Annotated in this window: 18 protein-coding genes and 1 riboswitch; of the genes, 7 read left to right on the top strand and 11 right to left on the bottom strand. The window is 63.6% G+C overall.

What is annotated here, in order from left to right; translation table 11 throughout:
* Positions 1 to 75: 75 nt before the first annotated feature.
* From recN to AC56LN_RS00405, 3 genes are all read right to left on the bottom strand, one after another.
* Positions 76 to 1,740, bottom strand: a complete 1,665-nt coding sequence (gene recN, locus AC56LN_RS00415) for a DNA repair protein RecN (RefSeq protein WP_499569361.1) — start codon at positions 1,738 to 1,740, stop codon at positions 76 to 78.
* A 76-nt stretch (positions 1,741 to 1,816) separates the two neighbouring features.
* On the bottom strand, positions 1,817 to 2,719 hold the full coding sequence (locus AC56LN_RS00410; RefSeq protein WP_499569360.1) for an NAD kinase: 903 nt from the start codon (positions 2,717 to 2,719) through the stop codon (positions 1,817 to 1,819).
* Positions 2,720 to 2,849: 130 nt separating this feature from the next.
* On the bottom strand, positions 2,850 to 3,737 hold the full coding sequence (locus tag AC56LN_RS00405; RefSeq protein WP_499569359.1) for a DUF3667 domain-containing protein: 888 nt from the start codon (positions 3,735 to 3,737) through the stop codon (positions 2,850 to 2,852).
* A 144-nt stretch (positions 3,738 to 3,881) separates the two neighbouring features.
* Between AC56LN_RS00405 and AC56LN_RS00400 the strand changes: the two genes are divergently transcribed.
* From AC56LN_RS00400 to ribB, 4 genes are all read left to right on the top strand, one after another.
* Positions 3,882 to 4,223, top strand: a complete 342-nt coding sequence (locus tag AC56LN_RS00400; RefSeq protein WP_482896423.1) for a hypothetical protein — start codon at positions 3,882 to 3,884, stop codon at positions 4,221 to 4,223.
* Position 4,224: 1 nt separating this feature from the next.
* The gene (locus AC56LN_RS00395; RefSeq protein WP_183556076.1) at positions 4,225 to 4,656 is read left to right on the top strand and encodes an OsmC family protein; all 432 of its coding nucleotides are present in this window, start codon (positions 4,225 to 4,227) and stop codon (positions 4,654 to 4,656) included.
* Between the two features lie 93 nt (positions 4,657 to 4,749).
* Entirely contained in the window at positions 4,750 to 5,163 is a 414-nt protein-coding gene (gloA, locus tag AC56LN_RS00390; protein ID WP_183556075.1) for a lactoylglutathione lyase, read from the top strand.
* A 71-nt stretch (positions 5,164 to 5,234) separates the two neighbouring features.
* A riboswitch (FMN riboswitch) is annotated at positions 5,235 to 5,387 on the top strand.
* 104 nt (positions 5,388 to 5,491) lie between these two features.
* The gene (gene ribB / locus AC56LN_RS00385) at positions 5,492 to 6,139 is read left to right on the top strand and encodes a 3,4-dihydroxy-2-butanone-4-phosphate synthase (protein ID WP_499569358.1); all 648 of its coding nucleotides are present in this window, start codon (positions 5,492 to 5,494) and stop codon (positions 6,137 to 6,139) included.
* 61 nt (positions 6,140 to 6,200) lie between these two features.
* On the opposite strand, the gene AC56LN_RS00380 is transcribed toward ribB, so the two are convergent.
* From AC56LN_RS00380 to AC56LN_RS00365, 4 genes are all read right to left on the bottom strand, one after another.
* On the bottom strand, positions 6,201 to 7,559 hold the full coding sequence (locus AC56LN_RS00380; protein ID WP_499569357.1) for a TolC family outer membrane protein: 1,359 nt from the start codon (positions 7,557 to 7,559) through the stop codon (positions 6,201 to 6,203).
* A 38-nt stretch (positions 7,560 to 7,597) separates the two neighbouring features.
* Positions 7,598 to 7,921, bottom strand: a complete 324-nt coding sequence (locus AC56LN_RS00375; protein WP_499569356.1) for a rhodanese-like domain-containing protein — start codon at positions 7,919 to 7,921, stop codon at positions 7,598 to 7,600.
* Positions 7,922 to 7,931: 10 nt separating this feature from the next.
* The gene (locus AC56LN_RS00370; RefSeq protein WP_499569354.1) at positions 7,932 to 8,585 is read right to left on the bottom strand and encodes a protein-L-isoaspartate O-methyltransferase family protein; all 654 of its coding nucleotides are present in this window, start codon (positions 8,583 to 8,585) and stop codon (positions 7,932 to 7,934) included.
* Positions 8,586 to 8,768: 183 nt separating this feature from the next.
* Positions 8,769 to 9,419, bottom strand: coding sequence for a TetR/AcrR family transcriptional regulator (locus tag AC56LN_RS00365; protein WP_499569352.1), 651 nt, complete (start codon positions 9,417 to 9,419; stop codon positions 8,769 to 8,771).
* A 181-nt stretch (positions 9,420 to 9,600) separates the two neighbouring features.
* Here AC56LN_RS00365 and AC56LN_RS00360 point away from each other — a divergent pair, with 181 nt between their 5' ends.
* The gene (locus AC56LN_RS00360) at positions 9,601 to 9,900 is read left to right on the top strand and encodes a YkgJ family cysteine cluster protein (RefSeq protein WP_499569350.1); all 300 of its coding nucleotides are present in this window, start codon (positions 9,601 to 9,603) and stop codon (positions 9,898 to 9,900) included.
* On the opposite strand, the gene AC56LN_RS00355 is transcribed toward AC56LN_RS00360, so the two are convergent.
* A complete protein-coding gene (locus AC56LN_RS00355) occupies positions 9,897 to 10,304 on the bottom strand; it encodes a hypothetical protein (RefSeq protein WP_482896431.1) in 408 nt (135 codons plus the stop codon). The genes AC56LN_RS00360 and AC56LN_RS00355 overlap by 4 nt on opposite strands.
* Before the next feature lie 206 nt (positions 10,305 to 10,510).
* Between AC56LN_RS00355 and AC56LN_RS00350 the strand changes: the two genes are divergently transcribed.
* Positions 10,511 to 11,344 (top strand): undecaprenyl-diphosphate phosphatase, encoded by an 834-nt coding sequence (locus tag AC56LN_RS00350; protein ID WP_499569349.1) that lies wholly within the window; start codon positions 10,511 to 10,513, stop codon positions 11,342 to 11,344.
* Between the two features lie 58 nt (positions 11,345 to 11,402).
* A complete protein-coding gene (recQ, locus tag AC56LN_RS00345; RefSeq protein ID WP_499561150.1) occupies positions 11,403 to 13,247 on the top strand; it encodes a DNA helicase RecQ in 1,845 nt (614 codons plus the stop codon).
* Between the two features lie 2 nt (positions 13,248 to 13,249).
* On the opposite strand, the gene AC56LN_RS00340 is transcribed toward recQ, so the two are convergent.
* The 3 genes from AC56LN_RS00340 to trmB form a co-directional block, all read right to left on the bottom strand.
* Positions 13,250 to 13,999, bottom strand: a complete 750-nt coding sequence (locus AC56LN_RS00340) for a LytR/AlgR family response regulator transcription factor (protein ID WP_499569348.1) — start codon at positions 13,997 to 13,999, stop codon at positions 13,250 to 13,252.
* Complete coding sequence (locus tag AC56LN_RS00335) at positions 13,996 to 15,210, bottom strand: sensor histidine kinase (RefSeq protein WP_499569347.1); 1,215 nt, start codon at positions 15,208 to 15,210, stop codon at positions 13,996 to 13,998. Before AC56LN_RS00335 ends, AC56LN_RS00340 begins: the two co-directional genes overlap by 4 nt.
* A 115-nt stretch (positions 15,211 to 15,325) precedes the next feature.
* Complete coding sequence (trmB, locus tag AC56LN_RS00330; protein ID WP_258835870.1) at positions 15,326 to 16,006, bottom strand: tRNA (guanosine(46)-N7)-methyltransferase TrmB; 681 nt, start codon at positions 16,004 to 16,006, stop codon at positions 15,326 to 15,328.
* Between the last annotated feature and the right edge of the window lie 144 nt (positions 16,007 to 16,150).

Genomic DNA, 16,150 nt, shown 5'->3' with positions numbered 1-16,150 from the left:
CGAGTTCCTTCCGGAGTGGTTGATGGGGTGCTTACTGTGCCACAAAAATGGCATGGGCCCACAATATGCAAACCATCACGATGCCAGCAACTCCCTCGCATGCTTGCGCGTGGTCTCGGTGATCTCGATTCCGCCCAGCATGCGCGCCACTTCCTCGACCCGCGCGCGCTTGTCGAGCACGTCAATGCGCGAGACCGTGCGGCCGGCGTCGGTCGTGCCCTTGGCCACCTGGAAGTGCTGGTTCGCCTGGCTGGCCACCTGCGGCAAGTGCGTCACGCACAGCACCTGGCGTTGCTGCCCCAGGCGCTTGAGCAGGCGCCCCACCACCTCGGCCACGCCGCCGCCGATGCCGGTGTCGACTTCGTCAAAAATCAGCGTCGGCACCGTCGTCGCATTCGACGTGATGACCGAGATCGCCAGCGAGATGCGCGCCAGCTCGCCGCCCGATGCGACCTTGGCCAGTGCGCGCGGCACGACGCCAGCGTGACCGGCCACCAGGAATTCGATCTGCTCCAGGCCATGCGCGCCCGGCTCGCCGCGGTTCAGGCCGATGGCAAAGCTGCCGCCGCTCATGCTCAGCTCCTGCATTGCCGCCGTCACCTGCGTGCCCAGCTCGTGCGCCGCAGCCGCGCGCCGCACTGACAGGCGCCCGGCCACATCCATGTACGCCGCTTCAGCTTTTTCTTCCTGCTTGCGCAGGCCGTCGATGTCGGTGGCGTCGGCCAGCTGGCGCAGCTTGGTGGCCAGCAGCGCGTGTTCGTCCGGCAGTTCTTCGGGCGTGACGCGGTACTTGCGCGCCGCCGTGTGCAGCGCTTCCATGCGCGCATCGACTTCGCGCAGGCGCGCCGGGTCGAGCTCGACCTTGTCGATATACGTGTTCAGTTCGGACACCGCTTCTTGCAGCTGGATGCGCGCCGGCTCCATGCAGTCGAGCACCGACTGCAGCTGCGTATCGACGTCGACCAGCTTGCCCAGCTTGGCGTTCAGGGTCGACAGTTGCGACAGGATTGGGTGGTCGGATTCGGAGATCGCGGCCAGCGCTTCCTGCGCGCCTTCGAGCAGCGTCGCGGCGTGCGACAGGCGGCTGTGCTCGTTGCCGATGTCGAGCCACTCGCCGGCCTTCGGTGCCAGCTTGTCGAGCTCGGCCACTTGCCACTCGAGGCGCTCGCGCTCGATCAGCACGTTCTTGGCATCGGCTTCGTATTCTTCGCGCTGGCGCACCAGCGCGCGCCAGGTGCGCCAGGCTTGCGAGACTTCCTGCGCCTCGATGCGCGCGGCCGGATCGCGCACGCCGATCTGGTTGTCGAGCAGCGCGCGCTGGGCGTCGGGCTTGAGCAGGCTCTGGTGCGCGTGCTGGCCATGGATGTCGACCAGCAGGTCGCCCAGCTCGCGCAGTTGCGCCGCGGTGGCCGCGACGCCGTTGATGTAGCCCTTGGAGCGGCCGGCGTTGTCGATCACGCGACGCAGCAGCGCCCCGCCCTCGTCGGCGCTGAAGTCATGCTCGGCCAGCCAGACACGCGCCACCTCGGTCGGTGCGAAATCCGCAGTGATGTCGGCTTTGGCAGCGCCTTCGCGCACCATGCTGGCGTCGCCGCGGCCGCCCAGCGCCAGCTGCAGCGCATCGATCAGGATCGACTTGCCGGCGCCGGTTTCGCCGGTGAACACCGAGAAGCCGTTCGAGAATTCCAGTTCGATGGCGTCGACGATGACGAAGTCGCGGATGGTAAGTGTGCGCAGCATGAAAAATCGGGTCTCCGGCGGTTAGGGCGATTCTTTGACGACTCTGTAGCGAATGCGGGCGGCTGCGATGGATAGCTTACTTGAGCCTGCCGTCGTTGGTGGGGTACTCGTTCCAGTGCAGTTTCTGGCGCAGCGTGTGGTAATAGCTCCAGTCGAGCGGATGCAGGAACGTGATCGTGTGCGGCGAGCGCGAGATCACGATCTGGTCGCCCAGCTGCAGGCTGGTGAAGGTCTGCATGTCGAAGTTGACGCTGATGTCGCGCCCGCTGACCAGTTCGACGACGATCTCGCTCGTGTCGGGCACCACGATCGGCCGGTTCGACAGCGCATGCGGCGCGATCGGCACCAGCACTGTGCCGCCCAGGCTCGGATGCAGCAATGGCCCGCCGGCCGACAGCGCGTACGCCGTCGAGCCGGTGGGCGTGGAAACGATCAGGCCATCCGAGCGCTGGTTGTACATGAATTGACCGTCGACGCTCAGTTTGAGTTCGACCATGCCGGCACCGGTGCCGCGCGCCACGACCACGTCGTTGACGGCCACGCTGGAAAAGATCAGCACGCCATCGCGCATGACGCGCGCCTCGAGCAGCGTGCGCTCTTCGCGCCGCGCGCGGCCCTGCAGGATGTTGCTCAGCTGCGGCAGCATGTCGTCCAGCGCGATATCGGTGATGAAGCCCAGGCGCCCCAGGTTGATGCCGATGAGGGCAATATCGTATTCGGCCAGCTGGCGCGCGATGCCGAGCATGGTGCCGTCGCCGCCGACGACGATGCCGATCTGCGCCTGGACGCCGATCTCGGCCACGGTCATCGATTCGAGGTTGTCGAGCGCAAGATTGGCGGCGGTGTCGGCCTCGAACACGACGCGGTAGCCGGCCCCGGCCAGGAAATCGCGGATGCGGCTGACCGGCTCTTCGACGCCTGGCGTGTTATGCCGCACCACGAGCGCGATGATCTGTTGCGGTTGGGGTGATGCGGGCATAGCGATCTCGGCAGTAGTAGGTTAACAACACGCTGGAGATTAACCGATAATTCCTGCGGCTGCCATAACAGCGCTCGGCAAACACTGTACAGATGCACAGTATACCGGGCGCCGCCCGTTTGCCGCAAGTTCAGGCCACCAGTGCCGCCCCCATGGCGACCACAACCGCCAGAACCAGGCTCAGCACATGAAGCAGGCTCAGCACGATCCAGCGCAGGCCCGTGGCCAGGCGCGCGCCGCCATACACCCTGTGCATCGCCAGCGGCAGATACAGCAGCAGCCACAGCGACAGCGGCAGCTCAAGAAAATCCAGCATCGGCGGCAGCGTCAGCAGCACGCTGAACATCAGGAAGGCAAACGCATTCGTGTGCAGCGCGAACAGGAAATGCTCGCCATAGCGCCGCCCCGTGCGCACGTACAGGATGCGCAGGTAAAAGGCGAACACCGGCATCAGCGCGAATACCGCATACGGCGTATAGCTGAAGAATGCCCCTTTCAGCGCCACTTCCTGGTCGCGTCGCGGCAGGTCGAGGAAGTGCTGGACTTTCTGGCCCAGGGTTGCGTTGAAGGAGCCGGCGCCCGTCACGAGGGGCGCGACGGCGCGCTTGAATTCAGTGGCAGGCTCAGCGGCTTCTTTTTTGTCACCCGACAGGACGATGGCCGAAGGCGGTATCTCTTCGCCCAGATTGATCACTTCCATACCGCTGAACTTGAACAGTGCAAAAAAGATGATGCTGAACGTCAGATACAGGCGCAGCGGCTGCAGGTAGCGCGCGCGCCGGCCTTCGATGTATTCGCAGGTGAGAAAGCCCGGCTTGAAAATCAGCCCGCCAAGCGACTTCCACAGCGCGCCTTCGAGCGCCACGTAATGCGCAATGAATTCGTGCAGGAACTCGCGCGCACTGGGCACATGCAGGTGCGTGGCCTGGCCACACTGGTGGCAATAGTGGCCGCTCGTGGCGGCACTGCAGTTCTTGCAGACCGCCGTGGCGTGCTGCGGCAGGGTGTCAGGCGTCACGGTGCATCTTCCGAAAAGACGTTCAGAATCCTATCTTAGCCAAGTAATTGCAAAAAAGCATCATATTTACAAAGTTCAATTGAGCGACCGTTTCGGGCGCAGGCAGTTAGGATGAGGATGACTAAAATACAAAAGGAGATCGCGATGGCGACCAACGCAAAAGACCGCGCCGTGAATACGGACGAACCGATGGGCAACGATGGCGTCAAACGCCAGCCACACGAACGCGATGAAACGCCCGACGGCCAGGACACCGAGCCGCGCGGCATCATGAAGCAGGCAGCGAGCGACCTCGAGCAAGGCCTGATCGATACCGAAGCACGCGGCACGCCCGGCATCTCGGCGGCTGTCGATGCGGCGCCCGGCGCAAGTGGCCAGGCCACCCCGCTGCCGGACCGCCACCGCGACATGCGTGACCACGAGGCCGAACCAGCGCCCGAGGCAAGCGAAGACGACGATTCTGACAACACCAACGAAAGGAAATAACATGACGATCAAACGCGACGGCAGCGCCGTATGGAGTGGTGGCATCAAGGATGGCAAGGGCCAGGTTTCGACCGGTAGCGGCGCACTGAAGGACCAGCCATATGGCTTCAACACCCGCTTTGAAGATGCACCAGGCACCAACCCCGAAGAACTGATCGGCGCAGCGCACGCAGGCTGCTTCACGATGGCACTGTCGGGCCAGCTCGGCCAGGCCGGCCTGACCGCCGACGAACTGCGCACTAAGGCCACCGTGTCGATGGAAAAAGTCGAAGGCGGCTTCTCGATCACGGCGATCCACCTGGAACTGCGCGCGAAAATCCCGGGCGCGTCCCAGGAAGCCTTTGACAAGGCAGCCACCACGGCCAAGGAAAACTGCCCGGTGTCGAAGCTGCTGAACGCCACCATCACGCTCGACGCCAAGCTCGAGAGCTGATAGCGGGACTGGATGCGCATCGGGCCCTGTCCGGCAAGGAAAACGTCAAAGGCATAAAATGACGGTCTTTCCGAACCACATAAGGCACACACGATGCGCATCCTGCATACCATGTTGAGGGTCGGCGACCTGCAACGCTCCATCGACTTCTACACCACCGTGCTGGGCATGAAACTGCTGCGCACGAGCGAGAACGCCGAGTACAAATACAGCCTGGCCTTCCTTGGCTACGGCAGCAATCCCGATCACGCCGAACTCGAGCTGACCTATAACTGGGGCACCGACAGCTACGACATGGGCACGGCCTACGGCCACATCGCCATCTCCACCGCTGACATCTACGCCACGTGCGACCAGGTACGCGCAGCCGGCGGCAACATCTCGCGCGAGCCGGGCCCGGTCAAGGGCGGCAGCACCGTGATCGCCTTCATTACCGATCCGGATGGCTACAAGGTCGAGCTGATCGAACGCGCCGACAACGCCAGCGGCGGCGGCCTGAGCAAGTAAGCCTGCCGCCGGCAGGGATCGCGCGGCGCTGCTACAATCGCCGCGCCTGCATCCTGCAGGCATCTACAACATTACGTCTTCGGGGCGGGGTGCAATTCCCCACCGGCGGTATGACCGGCAACGGTCGAGCCCGCGAGCGCCTGCCCGGCATCATGCCAAGCAGGGTCAGCAGATCTGGTGCGATGCCAGAGCCGACGGTATAGTCCGGATGAAAGAAGATGTGCGCGTTCACGCGCCCGGCCTGCCCTGCCTTGCGTGGGCGAGGACTGGCGTGAGGCTGCGCTTTGCCCTGATGCGTTTTTCGCCCACTTTGCGAGGAGCGTTTCACATGCTGGTTTCTACCCATACCCTGTTCAGTCACGACTTGGAAGGCCGCATCGCCGCGGCGCTGGACGCCATGCGCGCCGGCATTCCGGTCATCCTGCTCGACGATTTCGACCGCGAGAACGAGGCCGACCTGATCGTCGCGGCCGAACACATCAACAATGACACCATGGCCCTGATGATCCGCGAATGCAGCGGCATCGTCTGCCTGTGCCTGCCTGATGACAAGGTACGCGCGCTCGAACTGCCGCCGATGGCGCCGGACAACGGCAGCCGCTTCGGCACGCCGTTCACGGTCTCGATCGAGGCGCGCCATGGCGTGACCACCGGCGTCTCGGCGGCCGACCGCGTGACCACCATCCGGGCCGCCATCGCGCACGACGCCCGGCCGGACGACGTCGTGCGTCCGGGCCACGTGTTCCCACTGCGCGCCACGCCAGGCGGCGTGCTGGCCCGCGCCGGGCACACCGAAGGTTCGGTTGACCTGGCCCGGCTGGCCGGGCTGCAGCCGGCAGCCGTGCTGTGCGAATTGATGAATCCTGACGGCACGATGATGCGCGGAGAGCAGATCGAGCAGTTCGCGCAGGAGCGCGATTTTCCGATCCTGACGATTGCTGAACTGATTCAGTGGCGCAAAGCGCGGGCGCTGTAAAACAAAAAACCCGGTCGCCAATGACATTGGTCGACCGGGTTTGCATGATGCAGCAGAAAAATTACTCAGCCAGCAAACTGTTCACCGGCGTCAGGTCGGTCTCGCGCAGCGAACCTGCCGCCGCTTTCAGACGCAAGCCATTGACGATCACGTCATAGCGCGCACGTGACAGGTCGGTGCGGGTCTGGTACAGCTGGCGCTGCGCATTGAGCACGTCGATATTGATGCGCACGCCGACCTGATAGCCGAGCTTGTTCGATTCGAGCGCCGACTGGCTCGACACTTCCGCCGCTTCCAGTGCCTTGACCTGCGCCAGGCCGCTGTTCACACCCAGGAACGACTGGCGCGCCTGCAGCGCTGCATTGCGGCGCGTTGCTTCCAGCTCGTTGCGGGCGCGGTCTTCCAGCGCGATCGATTCGCGCACGCGGCTGGTGACGGCGTAACCGCTGAAGATCGGCACGCTCCACTGCAGGCCGATCGCATTGTTCTTGGTTTCGCCCGAGCTGCCGGTGCGGCCGTTGACGTCGCGGCGCGTCGAGCTGGCCACGAGGTCGAGCGTCGGCATGTGACCGGCGCGGTTGCGCGAGATGTCGCGCGTGGCGATTTCCACCTGAAGCTGGCTGACCGTCACGCCATAGTTCTGGTTCTCGGCCGACGACACCCACGGGTCGACCGTGGCCGGCTGCGGCACGGCCAGCGTGGTGCCCGGCTTGAGCGCCGCCAGGTTGCCCGGCGCGGTACCGATGATGGCCTGCAGCGCATTGCGCTTGTTGTCCAGGTCATTCACGGCGGCGAATTCCTGCGCCAGCACCAGGTCGTATGCGGCTTGCGCCTCGTGCGTATCGGTGATGGTCTGGGTGCCAACTTCAAAATTGCGCTTGGCCGATGCCAGTTGCTCGGTGGTCGCCTCCTTCTGGGCGCGGGTCGATTCCAGCTTGTCCTGCGCTGCCAGCACGTCGAAGTAAGCCTGCGCCACGCGCGTGATCAGGTCTTGCTGGGCCTGGGCAAACTGGGCTTCGCCAATCGCTTGTTGCAGCTTGCTTTGCTGGTAGGTTTCCCAGCGATCCCAGCGATACAGCGGCTGCTGCAGCGCCAGCGTGTATTCGTTGGTGCGCAGGTTCGAGCCGCTGCTGTTGATGGTGCCCGGCTGGCCATTCGGCAAGGTGCCGAGCTGACCAACGTTCCATGGATCGAAGTCATTGTCGTTCTTGCTGATCCCACCGCTGATGCCCACGGTCGGGAGCAAGCCTGCACGCCCCTGGATGATGCGCTCGCGGCTCGCCGTCAGCGAAGCACGCGCACTCGCATACGTCGCGTCATTGGCCAGTGCCTGCTGATACACCTGGATCAGGTCGGCAGCACCGGCGTTGAGCGAGAAGCACGCGCTCGCAAGCAGCACGGCGATAAGGGGTTTCTGCATTGCTATCTCCACAGGGGTCATCAAGTTTTGGAATCAGGTCAATACGTCGGCATCGACGGATCGACTTGCAAAGCCCAGGCGTGTATCCCGCCCGTCAAGTTGGTTACATTGTCAAAACCGTTGCGCTCGAGGAAGGCAGCAACCTGCATGCTGCGCGCCCCGTGGTGGCAGATGCAGACGACCTCGCGGTCGTCGGCGATCTCGGTCACGCGCACCGGAATCAGGTTCATCGGAATCTGGGTCGAGCCGGCAATCCGGCACGTCTCGAATTCCCAGTTTTCACGCACGTCGAGCAGCAGCGGCTGCTCGCGCGCCGGATCGGCCAGCACGGCGGCCAGTTCGGGAGCAGTAATCTGTTGCATTACGGCGTCCTCAGAACGTGAAACCGGACGGCTTCGATGCGCCCGTCAGCGGCTTCGCGACGGTTTCGAACACCGTGACCGCTTCATGCGCCGTGGCCGAGGTGCGGGTGATCAGCTGGCACGTCATGGCCGGCGCAGCACCGACGATCGCGATCATGCGGCCACCGATTTTCAGTTGCCTGATCAGCGACTCTGGCAGCAGCGGCAGCGCGCCCGAGACCACGATCACGTCGTAGTCGGTGCCGGTGGCCCAGCCCTGCGCGCCATTGCCCACTTCGACCGCGACATTGGTGATGCCGGCAGCGTCGAGGTTCTGCTTGGCCTGGGCGGCGGTTTCCGGCAGGATTTCAACGCTCGTCACGTGACGCGCCTTGCTCGCCAGCAGCGCTGCCAGATAGCCCGAACCGGTGCCGATCTGCAGCACGTTGTCGCCCTGCTTGACGCCAGCCTCTTGGGCCATGCGCGCTTCAACCTTCGGGTTGAGCATGGCTTCGCCGCCCGGCAGCGGGATTTCGGTGTCGGCAAACGCCAGGTTCTGATACGCCTGTGGCACGAATTGTTCACGCTTGACCACGTGCAGCAGGTCGAGGATGTCCTGGTCCAGCACATTCCAAGGACGGATCTGCTGTTCGATCATATTGAAGCGGGCTTGTTCGATATTCATTTCAGTTCTCGGTGGAAAAATAAACAATCCGATATTCTAATCCGTGAACGGTGCTGGAACCTACCTGAATAGGCATCTCGAGGCACATCTTATCGACGCACGCCTTCCCCAGAGGAAAATTGCGACAGTCTGCAGTTTGGAGGGGATGAACGCCAGAAAACCGGTTCTGGCGTGAACGGGCGTTCAGTGGGCCGCGTGGCCAGCCGGCACGAGGCCGTTGAGGGTGATATCGAGGAAGGCGTCGAGGAAGGCTTCGGGATGCAGGTCGCAGCGCTCGCACGGGGCGATGGTGTGCTTCCAGGTGGACAGCATCAGCATTGGCGCGATCAGGACCTGGGTGGTCTGGGGGATATCGATGGCGCGAAACTCGCCGCGCTGCACGCCGCGCTCGAGCATGCTGGAGATCATGCGCATGCCGCGGCTCATCACTTCGGTCTGGTAAAAGCGCGCCAGCTCGGGGAAGTTATCGGCTTCTGCAAAAATCAGCTTGCTGATGCCGGAAGCCTTGGTCGCGCCCACGCTGTGCCACCACGACAGGATCACGCTGCGCAGCAGATCGGCGCTGTGGCCTTCGAATTCGGCCACCGAGATTTCGGCCTGGCCCAGCATCGGAACGATACTCTGGCGCACCACGGCCTTGAACAGGTCTTCCTTGTTGGTGTAATACAGATACAAGGTGCCTTTGGAAACGCCTGCGCGCTTGGCCACGTCCTCAAGGCGGGTCGAGGCAAAACCCCGCTCGACAAACAACTCGACCGCAGCCGAAAGCAACTCCTGCGGACGTGCTTCCTTGCGACGTTCCCAGCGTGGCTTACCGTCTGTTTGGCAGTCCATTTACCCACCCAGAAAATTATCTAAGGAACAACCAATATAGACCCGTGATGTTGCTGCCGTCAAGCGACCGTTGTGCATCCGAAACTATTTGATATGAATTGCACAAAAAGCAGACAATACATCATGTCATCCCTGTGGCAGGGTCCGATGTATACTTGCGCTCTGCCACTTGTTGAACGCCATGCTGTCCACTTCCGCCCCCTTCACATGCCGGCCGCAATGCGGTGCCTGCTGCACTGCCCCGTCGATCACCAGCCCGATTCCCGGCATGCCCGATGGCAAGCCGGCAGGCGTTCGTTGCGTGCAATTGGGCGACGATCAACGCTGCCGCATTTTCGGGCAACCCGAGCGGCCGGCGTTTTGCGGCGGGCTGCAACCGTCGCACGAGATGTGTGGCGATACCCGCGCGCAGGCGATGTTCTGGCTGGGTGAGCTGGAGCGGCTGACGGCGCCAGATCAGGCGCCCGACGCAGTGACTTAAACCGCCGGCTTGCCGCGCGCCTGTTGCACGCGCTGGAACAGCCCGCCCAGGGTCAGGCCGTCGTGCCAGATATCACCGAGCAGGACGCCGTAGCGTTCGCGCAGTGCGCGTGCCAGGGGTTCGATGTCGGTGGCGTCGGGCATCCAGCGCGACGGCTTGGCGGCGCGCACGACATTGAGGACGGGGTCATCGGGACGCAGATGCAGGCGGTCGCAATCGCCAAAGGCGCAGGCCGAGCCGAATACGGCGAGGAAATCGCGGATGTCCTTGCGCGATGCGGAAGGGAAAGAACTGCGCCACGCCCGGCCCTGGAAAGGACGGTAGCGCAAGGCATTGGGCAGCTGCCAATCATGAAATGCTACCCAGGCCAGCGCAGCAAGAATGAGGACAAGAAAAAGACTCATGGGTCGAGTGTAGCACGCGTTTTTACCCATGACACATCTTTACAGCGAGATTAAAACGGCACCCGATACCATCCAGCGCGACATGCCGGAGGAAGCCCCCAAGCGCAGTACGGTTCAGTTAGCCCAACGGCAGCCGTCCCGCTCATGGTAAGCTTTGCCCCCTCGCATGTACCTCCCACAGTTCACTTCCACAGCACAAAAACACCATGGATATCGTTCTCGCCATTAAGGCAATCATCATGGGCCTGGTCGAGGGTTTCACTGAATTCCTTCCGATTTCATCGACCGGCCACCTGATCCTGATGGGCAGCCTGCTCGATTTCACCGGCACCAAGGCGACCGTTTTCAAGATTGTCATCCAGGCCGGCGCCATGCTGGCCGTGGTCTGGGAATACCGCGCGCGCATCGCCAAGGTGTTCGGCGGTCTGGGCGGTGATCCCGTCCAGCAGCGTTTTGCACGCAATGTCGTGATCGCATTCTTCCCTGCCGCGATTGCCGGCGTGCTGTTCAGCGCGGCCATCACCGAAGTGCTGTTCCACCCGATTCCCGTGGCCGTTGCGCTGGTGCTCGGCGGTATCGTCATCCTGTGGGTCGAGCACCGCAACCGTCAGAACCCCAAGCCCGCGCGGGTCGAAACGGTCGACGACATGAGCATGCTCGATGCGCTCAAGGTCGGCTTCGCGCAAGCCTTCGCGCTGATCCCGGGCACCAGCCGTTCGGGCTCGACGATCATTGGCGGCATGCTGTTCGGCCTGTCACGCAAGGCGGCCACCGAGTTCTCGTTCTTCCTGGCCATGCCGACGATGCTGGGTGCCACGGTCTACTCGATCGCCAAGGAGCGCGACCTGCTGTCGATGGCCGATGTGCCGCTGTTTAGCCTGGGCTTTTTCTCAGCGTTTATTTCCGCATTCCTGTGCGTGCGCTGGCTCCTGCGCTACATCAGCACGCACGACTTCACGATCTTCGCCTGGTACCGTATCGTATTCGGTATCCTGATCCTCGTGACCGCCCAATTCGACCTGCTTACCTGGGCGGACTAAACCTGCAGCATCAGCCGGTCCAACACACAGCTTGAACACTCTGTCCGACATTGAACGTATGAATTCAGACACCGGCGCCGAACCTGGCGCCGACCTCAGCGCGCGTGCGCTTCACGTGCTCGAGACCGTCTTCGGCTACCCCGCCTTCCGCGGCCAGCAGGGCGAGATCGTCGAGCACGTGGCCAGTGGCGGCGACGCGCTGGTCCTGATGCCCACCGGCGGCGGCAAGTCGCTGTGCTACCAGATTCCCGCGCTGCTGCGCGACGGCGTCGGCGTGGTCATCTCGCCGCTGATCGCACTGATGCAAGACCAAGTGGACGCGCTCGAAGAAGTCGGCGTACGCGCCGCGTTCCTCAATTCGACCCAGACATTCGAAGAAGCGATGCGCATCGAGCGCCTCGTGCGCACCGGCGAAATCGACCTGGTCTACGTGGCGCCCGAGCGCCTGATGACGCAGCGCTGCCTCGAGCTGTTCGATGCATCGAAGATCTCGCTGTTCGCGATCGACGAAGCGCACTGCGTCTCGCAATGGGGCCACGATTTCCGCCCCGAGTACATCCGCCTGTCGATCCTGCACGAGCGCTTCCCGAACGTGCCGCGCATTGCGCTCACCGCAACCGCCGACCAGCAGACGCGCGCCGAAATTGCGCTGCGCCTGCAACTGGGTGAAGCGCGCCAGTTCGTCTCGTCATTCGACCGCCCGAATATCCGCTACTCGATCGTCGAGAAAGCCAACGGCCGCAAGCAGCTGCTCGACTTCATCGCGGGCGAGCACTCGGGCGATTCGGGCATCGTCTACTGCCTGTCGCGCAAGAAGGTCGAAGAAACCGCCGACTTCCTCAACGAAAACGGCATCCGCGCCATGGCCTACCACGCCGGCATGGAATACGCGGTGCGCGCCAAGAACCAGGCGCGCTTCCTGCGCGAAGAAAACATCGTCATGGTCGCAACCATCGCCTTCGGCATGGGCATCGACAAACCCGATGTGCGCTTCGTGTGCCACCTCGATCTGCCCAAGAGCATCGAGGGCTATTACCAGGAAACCGGCCGCGCCGGCCGTGACGGTGGCCCCGCCAGCGCCTGGATGGCCTACGGCCTGCAGGACGTGGTGCTGCAGCGCCGGATGATCGACGAATCCGAGGCCGACGAAACGTTCAAGCGCGTGCTGTCGATGAAGCTCGACGCCATGCTGGGCCTGTGCGAAACCCTGTCGTGCCGCCGCATGCGCCTGCTCGACTACTTCGGCGAACGCTCCGGCCCCTGCGGCAACTGCGACACCTGCCTGATCCCGCCGGTGAGCTTCGACGGCTCGGTGCCGGTCCAAAAACTGCTCTCGACCATCTACCGGGTCGACCAGCGCTTTGCGGGCGGCCACGTGATCGACGTCCTGCGCGGCGCGACCACCGAGCGCATCACCCAGTGGCACCACGACAAGCTCACCGTGTATGGCGTGGGCGCCGACCGCAGCGAACAGGAGTGGCGCGCCATCCTGCGCCAGGCCATTGCGCTGGGCCTCGTCACGGTCGACCACGATGCGTTCAGTTCGCTCAAGCTCACCGACGCCGCGCGGCCGGTGCTCAAGGGCGAGCAAACGGTGCAGCTGCGCCAGTACCAGAAACCCGTCAAGGCCAAGCGCCCTTCCACGTCGCGCTCGACATTCGAGGAAGTGGAACTGTCGCGCTCCGAGCAAGGCATCTTCGAGCGCCTGCGTTCATGGCGCATGGGCACCGCGCGCGAGCACGGCGTGCCAGCGTATGTCGTGTTCCAGGATGCGACGCTGCGCGAGATCGCCAAGGTCAAGCCGACCTCGATCGACCAGCTGCGCGGCGTAACCGGCGTGGGCGAGAAAAAGCTCGTGTCGTACGGCGACGCGATCGTCGCCATCATCAACGAGATGCTGTAACGCTATTCGCGAAACAGGTGCGTGAAGCTGCGGCTGACGGGCAGCACTTCGTTGCTGCCGCGCAGCAGCACCTGCATGCGTTCGGCGTCGATGCGCTCGGCGGCGCGGATCGCCGTCACCTTCACGACCGTGCCGCGATGGATCTGCCAGAAGCGGTCGGCATTGAGCCCGCCCAATAAATCCTTCAGCGGGATGCGCACCAGCGCTTCCGATCCTTCCAGCACCACGCGCGTGTACTTGGTATCGGCCTGGAAGAACAGCACCTCCTCGACGTCGATCAGGCGGATCTGCTTGCCCACGCTGGCTTTCAGCCATTTCAAATTTTCGCGCACTGGCGCGGGCGACGCTGCCTTGACCTGCCGGACGACTGCGCTCACATCCATCGGCTGGCTGTCGAGTTTTTCGCGTAGCCGCGCCAGAGCTTTATCCAGGCGGCCCGGCTGGATGGGCTTGAGCAGATAGTCGACCGCGCCGGCGTCGAACGCATCGACGGCGTACTGGTCGTAAGCGGTGACAAACACCACGTGCGCCTGGCGGCCAATGCGCTCGGCCACTTCCAGCCCCGACAGGCCAGGCATGCGGATGTCGAGGAACACCACGCGCGGCGCGTGCTCCAGGTAGGCGTCCCAGGCATCGAGGCCGTTGTCGACCGCCGCGATCACCTTTGCGTCGGGCCAGGCCAGCGCCAGCATGCCGAGCAGGCGCTCGCGCATCAGCGGTTCGTCTTCGGCGACCAGGATCGTGACTGTCATTGCGCGTCCTTGCGGGGGATCAGGAGTTCGGCCAGCAGGCCCGGTTCGGCTTCGCTCAGGGCCAGGCTGGCGCTCTCGCCGTAGGCCAGGCGCAGGCGGCTGCGCACATTGTCCAGGCCCGTGCCGTTGCCGGGCGTGTCGCTCATGCCCACGCCGCTGTCGTGCACCGCGATGCGGATCTGGCCGGCGTCTTCCTGCGCGATGACGGTGATGTCGCCGCCGCGCAGGGACGGCTCGATGCCGTGCTTGATCGCGTTCTCGGCCAGGGTGAGTACCAACATGCTGGGAACCTGGGTGGCGGCCAGGCTGGTGGGGAGGTCGATCCGGAACCGCAGGCGCTCGCCCATCCGGATCTGCATCACGGCCAGGTACGATTCGACCAGGCCGAATTCGGTGGCAAGGCTCACCTGCTCGCAGCGCATGTCGCTCATGCTGGCGCGCAGGAAATCGATCAGGTGGGCAGTGAGTTCGGCAGCGCGCGGCGCCTGCTCTTGCGCCAGTTGCTGGACGGCGCCGAGGGTGTTGAACAGGAAGTGTGGCTCGATCTGGGCGCGCAGCAGGCGCAACTGGGTTTCGCTCAGTTCGCGGGCCAGGCGCGCCTGTTCGGCATCGCGCTGGAGCTGGGCATTCGCAGTTTCGTAATGCCGGTTGCGCAGTACAGCGAGCACAATCGACGGCGCTGCGATCAGCACCGTTGCGGCACCAGTCACCAGCATCAACGTGCGTGGCAGATCATCGATCAATTCCTGCCATGGCTTGCCCCGGCTTACCGTCACGATGAGGGTCCCGAACAGGCCACCGAGTCCCCCCAGGCCAACCATTGAGGCCAGCGCCCTGAGCTTGGCACGCGCGATCTTCCGGTAGTTGAACCAGACCCCGGCGAATGACGCCAATAGTGCCAGCCCGAACGTGTTGGTCGCAACGACCGTCTTCCACCATAGGGCGGCAGGCATGAAGGCCAGATGGAGCAGCAAGCCGAGCACGGACAGTACGAGGCACAGCGCGGCCAGTGCCAGCCATACCCGGGGTCCACGCCAATAGACGGAAAACCGGTACAACTCCTGGCGCTCGCTGAGCGGCAGCGCTGCCAGCTTGCAGGCGACATAACGGCGGTAACCAAAGGGCGCCTGGCGCGCCAGCGCCGGGTCCTGTAGCACTGCCAGTTGTTCCTGCTCCCACTGCCGGTACCACTTCGCGATCCCTGCCCACATGGCGTCCTCCGTTCTCGTTAATGTATAGCAACGAGATCAGTCTAGGAAACTACTGCGTCGGCGCACAGCGATGGACGACGAACGACGAGAAGACAGGCACGAGCGACGATGTGGCTTATTTACGCGTGAAAACCAGATCCCAGACACCGTGACCGAGCTTGATGCCGCGGTTCTCGAACTTGGTCAGCGGACGGTAAGCCGGCTGCGGCGCGTAGCCGTCGGCGGTATTGGTTAGTTCGGGCTCGGCGCTCAGGACTTCCAGCATCTGCACTGCGTAGTCTTCCCAGTCGGTCGCCAGGTGCAGGTAGCCACCAGGGGCCAGCTTCTGGCACAGCAGCTTGACGAACGCCGGCTGGATCAGGCGGCGCTTGTTGTGGCGCGCCTTGTGCCATGGGTCCGGGAAGAACACATGCACGCCGTCGAGCGAGCCATCGGCGATCATGTGATTCAGCACCTCGAACACATCGTGCTGGATCAGGCGCAGGTTGGCGATGTCCTGCTCGCCGATCTGCTTGAGCAGGCTGCCGACACCCGGCGTGTGCACTTCGACGCCGATGAAGTCTTTTTCGGGCATCAGTTTCGCGATATGCGCGGTGGTGTCCCCCATGCCGAAGCCGATTTCCAGGATCACGGGCGCGGTGCGGCCGAAGGCCTGCGCCACGTCGAGCGGTTCTTTCTTGTACCCGATCAGGAACTTCGGCCCCAGTTCATCGAAGGCCCGCGCCTGCGCGGTCGACAGCCGGCCCGCACGCGTGACAAAACTGCGGATGCGGTGTTCGGTGGGATCGTACAGCATGGACCGCGCCGGGCCATTGTTGGGCTTATCAAGAGACATGGGATGTGGGGACGAAGAAAGTGAAGAGGAAAATGCGGCTGTCATTATAGCCGACGCGCCGCGCCGCCTGGATCGGCCATAATCGCGTCTTCACCCAGCTTGCCG

The sequence above is a fragment of the Telluria sp. ZT3P26 genome (assembly GCF_059686035.1).
This window is presented reverse-complemented; position numbering and strand designations above follow the sequence as displayed.

What these genes read in the sequence shown, in the direction of transcription:
- AC56LN_RS00365 (WP_499569352.1), bottom strand. Translation starts at nt 9,419, where the DNA reads ATGGACTGCCAAACAGACGGTAAGCCACGCTGGGAACGTCGCAAGGAA.
- AC56LN_RS00370 (WP_499569354.1), bottom strand. Translation starts at nt 8,585, where the DNA reads ATGAATATCGAACAAGCCCGCTTCAATATGATCGAACAGCAGATCCGT.
- AC56LN_RS00335 (WP_499569347.1), bottom strand. Translation starts at nt 15,210, where the DNA reads ATGTGGGCAGGGATCGCGAAGTGGTACCGGCAGTGGGAGCAGGAACAA.
- AC56LN_RS00360 (WP_499569350.1), top strand. Translation starts at nt 9,601, where the DNA reads ATGCTGTCCACTTCCGCCCCCTTCACATGCCGGCCGCAATGCGGTGCC.
- AC56LN_RS00350 (WP_499569349.1), top strand. Translation starts at nt 10,511, where the DNA reads ATGGATATCGTTCTCGCCATTAAGGCAATCATCATGGGCCTGGTCGAG.
- AC56LN_RS00395 (WP_183556076.1), top strand. Translation starts at nt 4,225, where the DNA reads ATGACGATCAAACGCGACGGCAGCGCCGTATGGAGTGGTGGCATCAAG.
- AC56LN_RS00380 (WP_499569357.1), bottom strand. Translation starts at nt 7,559, where the DNA reads ATGCAGAAACCCCTTATCGCCGTGCTGCTTGCGAGCGCGTGCTTCTCG.
- AC56LN_RS00400 (WP_482896423.1), top strand. Translation starts at nt 3,882, where the DNA reads ATGGCGACCAACGCAAAAGACCGCGCCGTGAATACGGACGAACCGATG.
- AC56LN_RS00410 (WP_499569360.1), bottom strand. Translation starts at nt 2,719, where the DNA reads ATGCCCGCATCACCCCAACCGCAACAGATCATCGCGCTCGTGGTGCGG.
- AC56LN_RS00355 (WP_482896431.1), bottom strand. Translation starts at nt 10,304, where the DNA reads ATGAGTCTTTTTCTTGTCCTCATTCTTGCTGCGCTGGCCTGGGTAGCA.
- recQ (WP_499561150.1), top strand. Translation starts at nt 11,403, where the DNA reads ATGAATTCAGACACCGGCGCCGAACCTGGCGCCGACCTCAGCGCGCGT.
- ribB (WP_499569358.1), top strand. Translation starts at nt 5,492, where the DNA reads ATGCTGGTTTCTACCCATACCCTGTTCAGTCACGACTTGGAAGGCCGC.
- trmB (WP_258835870.1), bottom strand. Translation starts at nt 16,006, where the DNA reads ATGCTGTACGATCCCACCGAACACCGCATCCGCAGTTTTGTCACGCGT.
- recN (WP_499569361.1), bottom strand. Translation starts at nt 1,740, where the DNA reads ATGCTGCGCACACTTACCATCCGCGACTTCGTCATCGTCGACGCCATC.
- AC56LN_RS00340 (WP_499569348.1), bottom strand. Translation starts at nt 13,999, where the DNA reads ATGACAGTCACGATCCTGGTCGCCGAAGACGAACCGCTGATGCGCGAG.
- AC56LN_RS00375 (WP_499569356.1), bottom strand. Translation starts at nt 7,921, where the DNA reads ATGCAACAGATTACTGCTCCCGAACTGGCCGCCGTGCTGGCCGATCCG.
- gloA (WP_183556075.1), top strand. Translation starts at nt 4,750, where the DNA reads ATGCGCATCCTGCATACCATGTTGAGGGTCGGCGACCTGCAACGCTCC.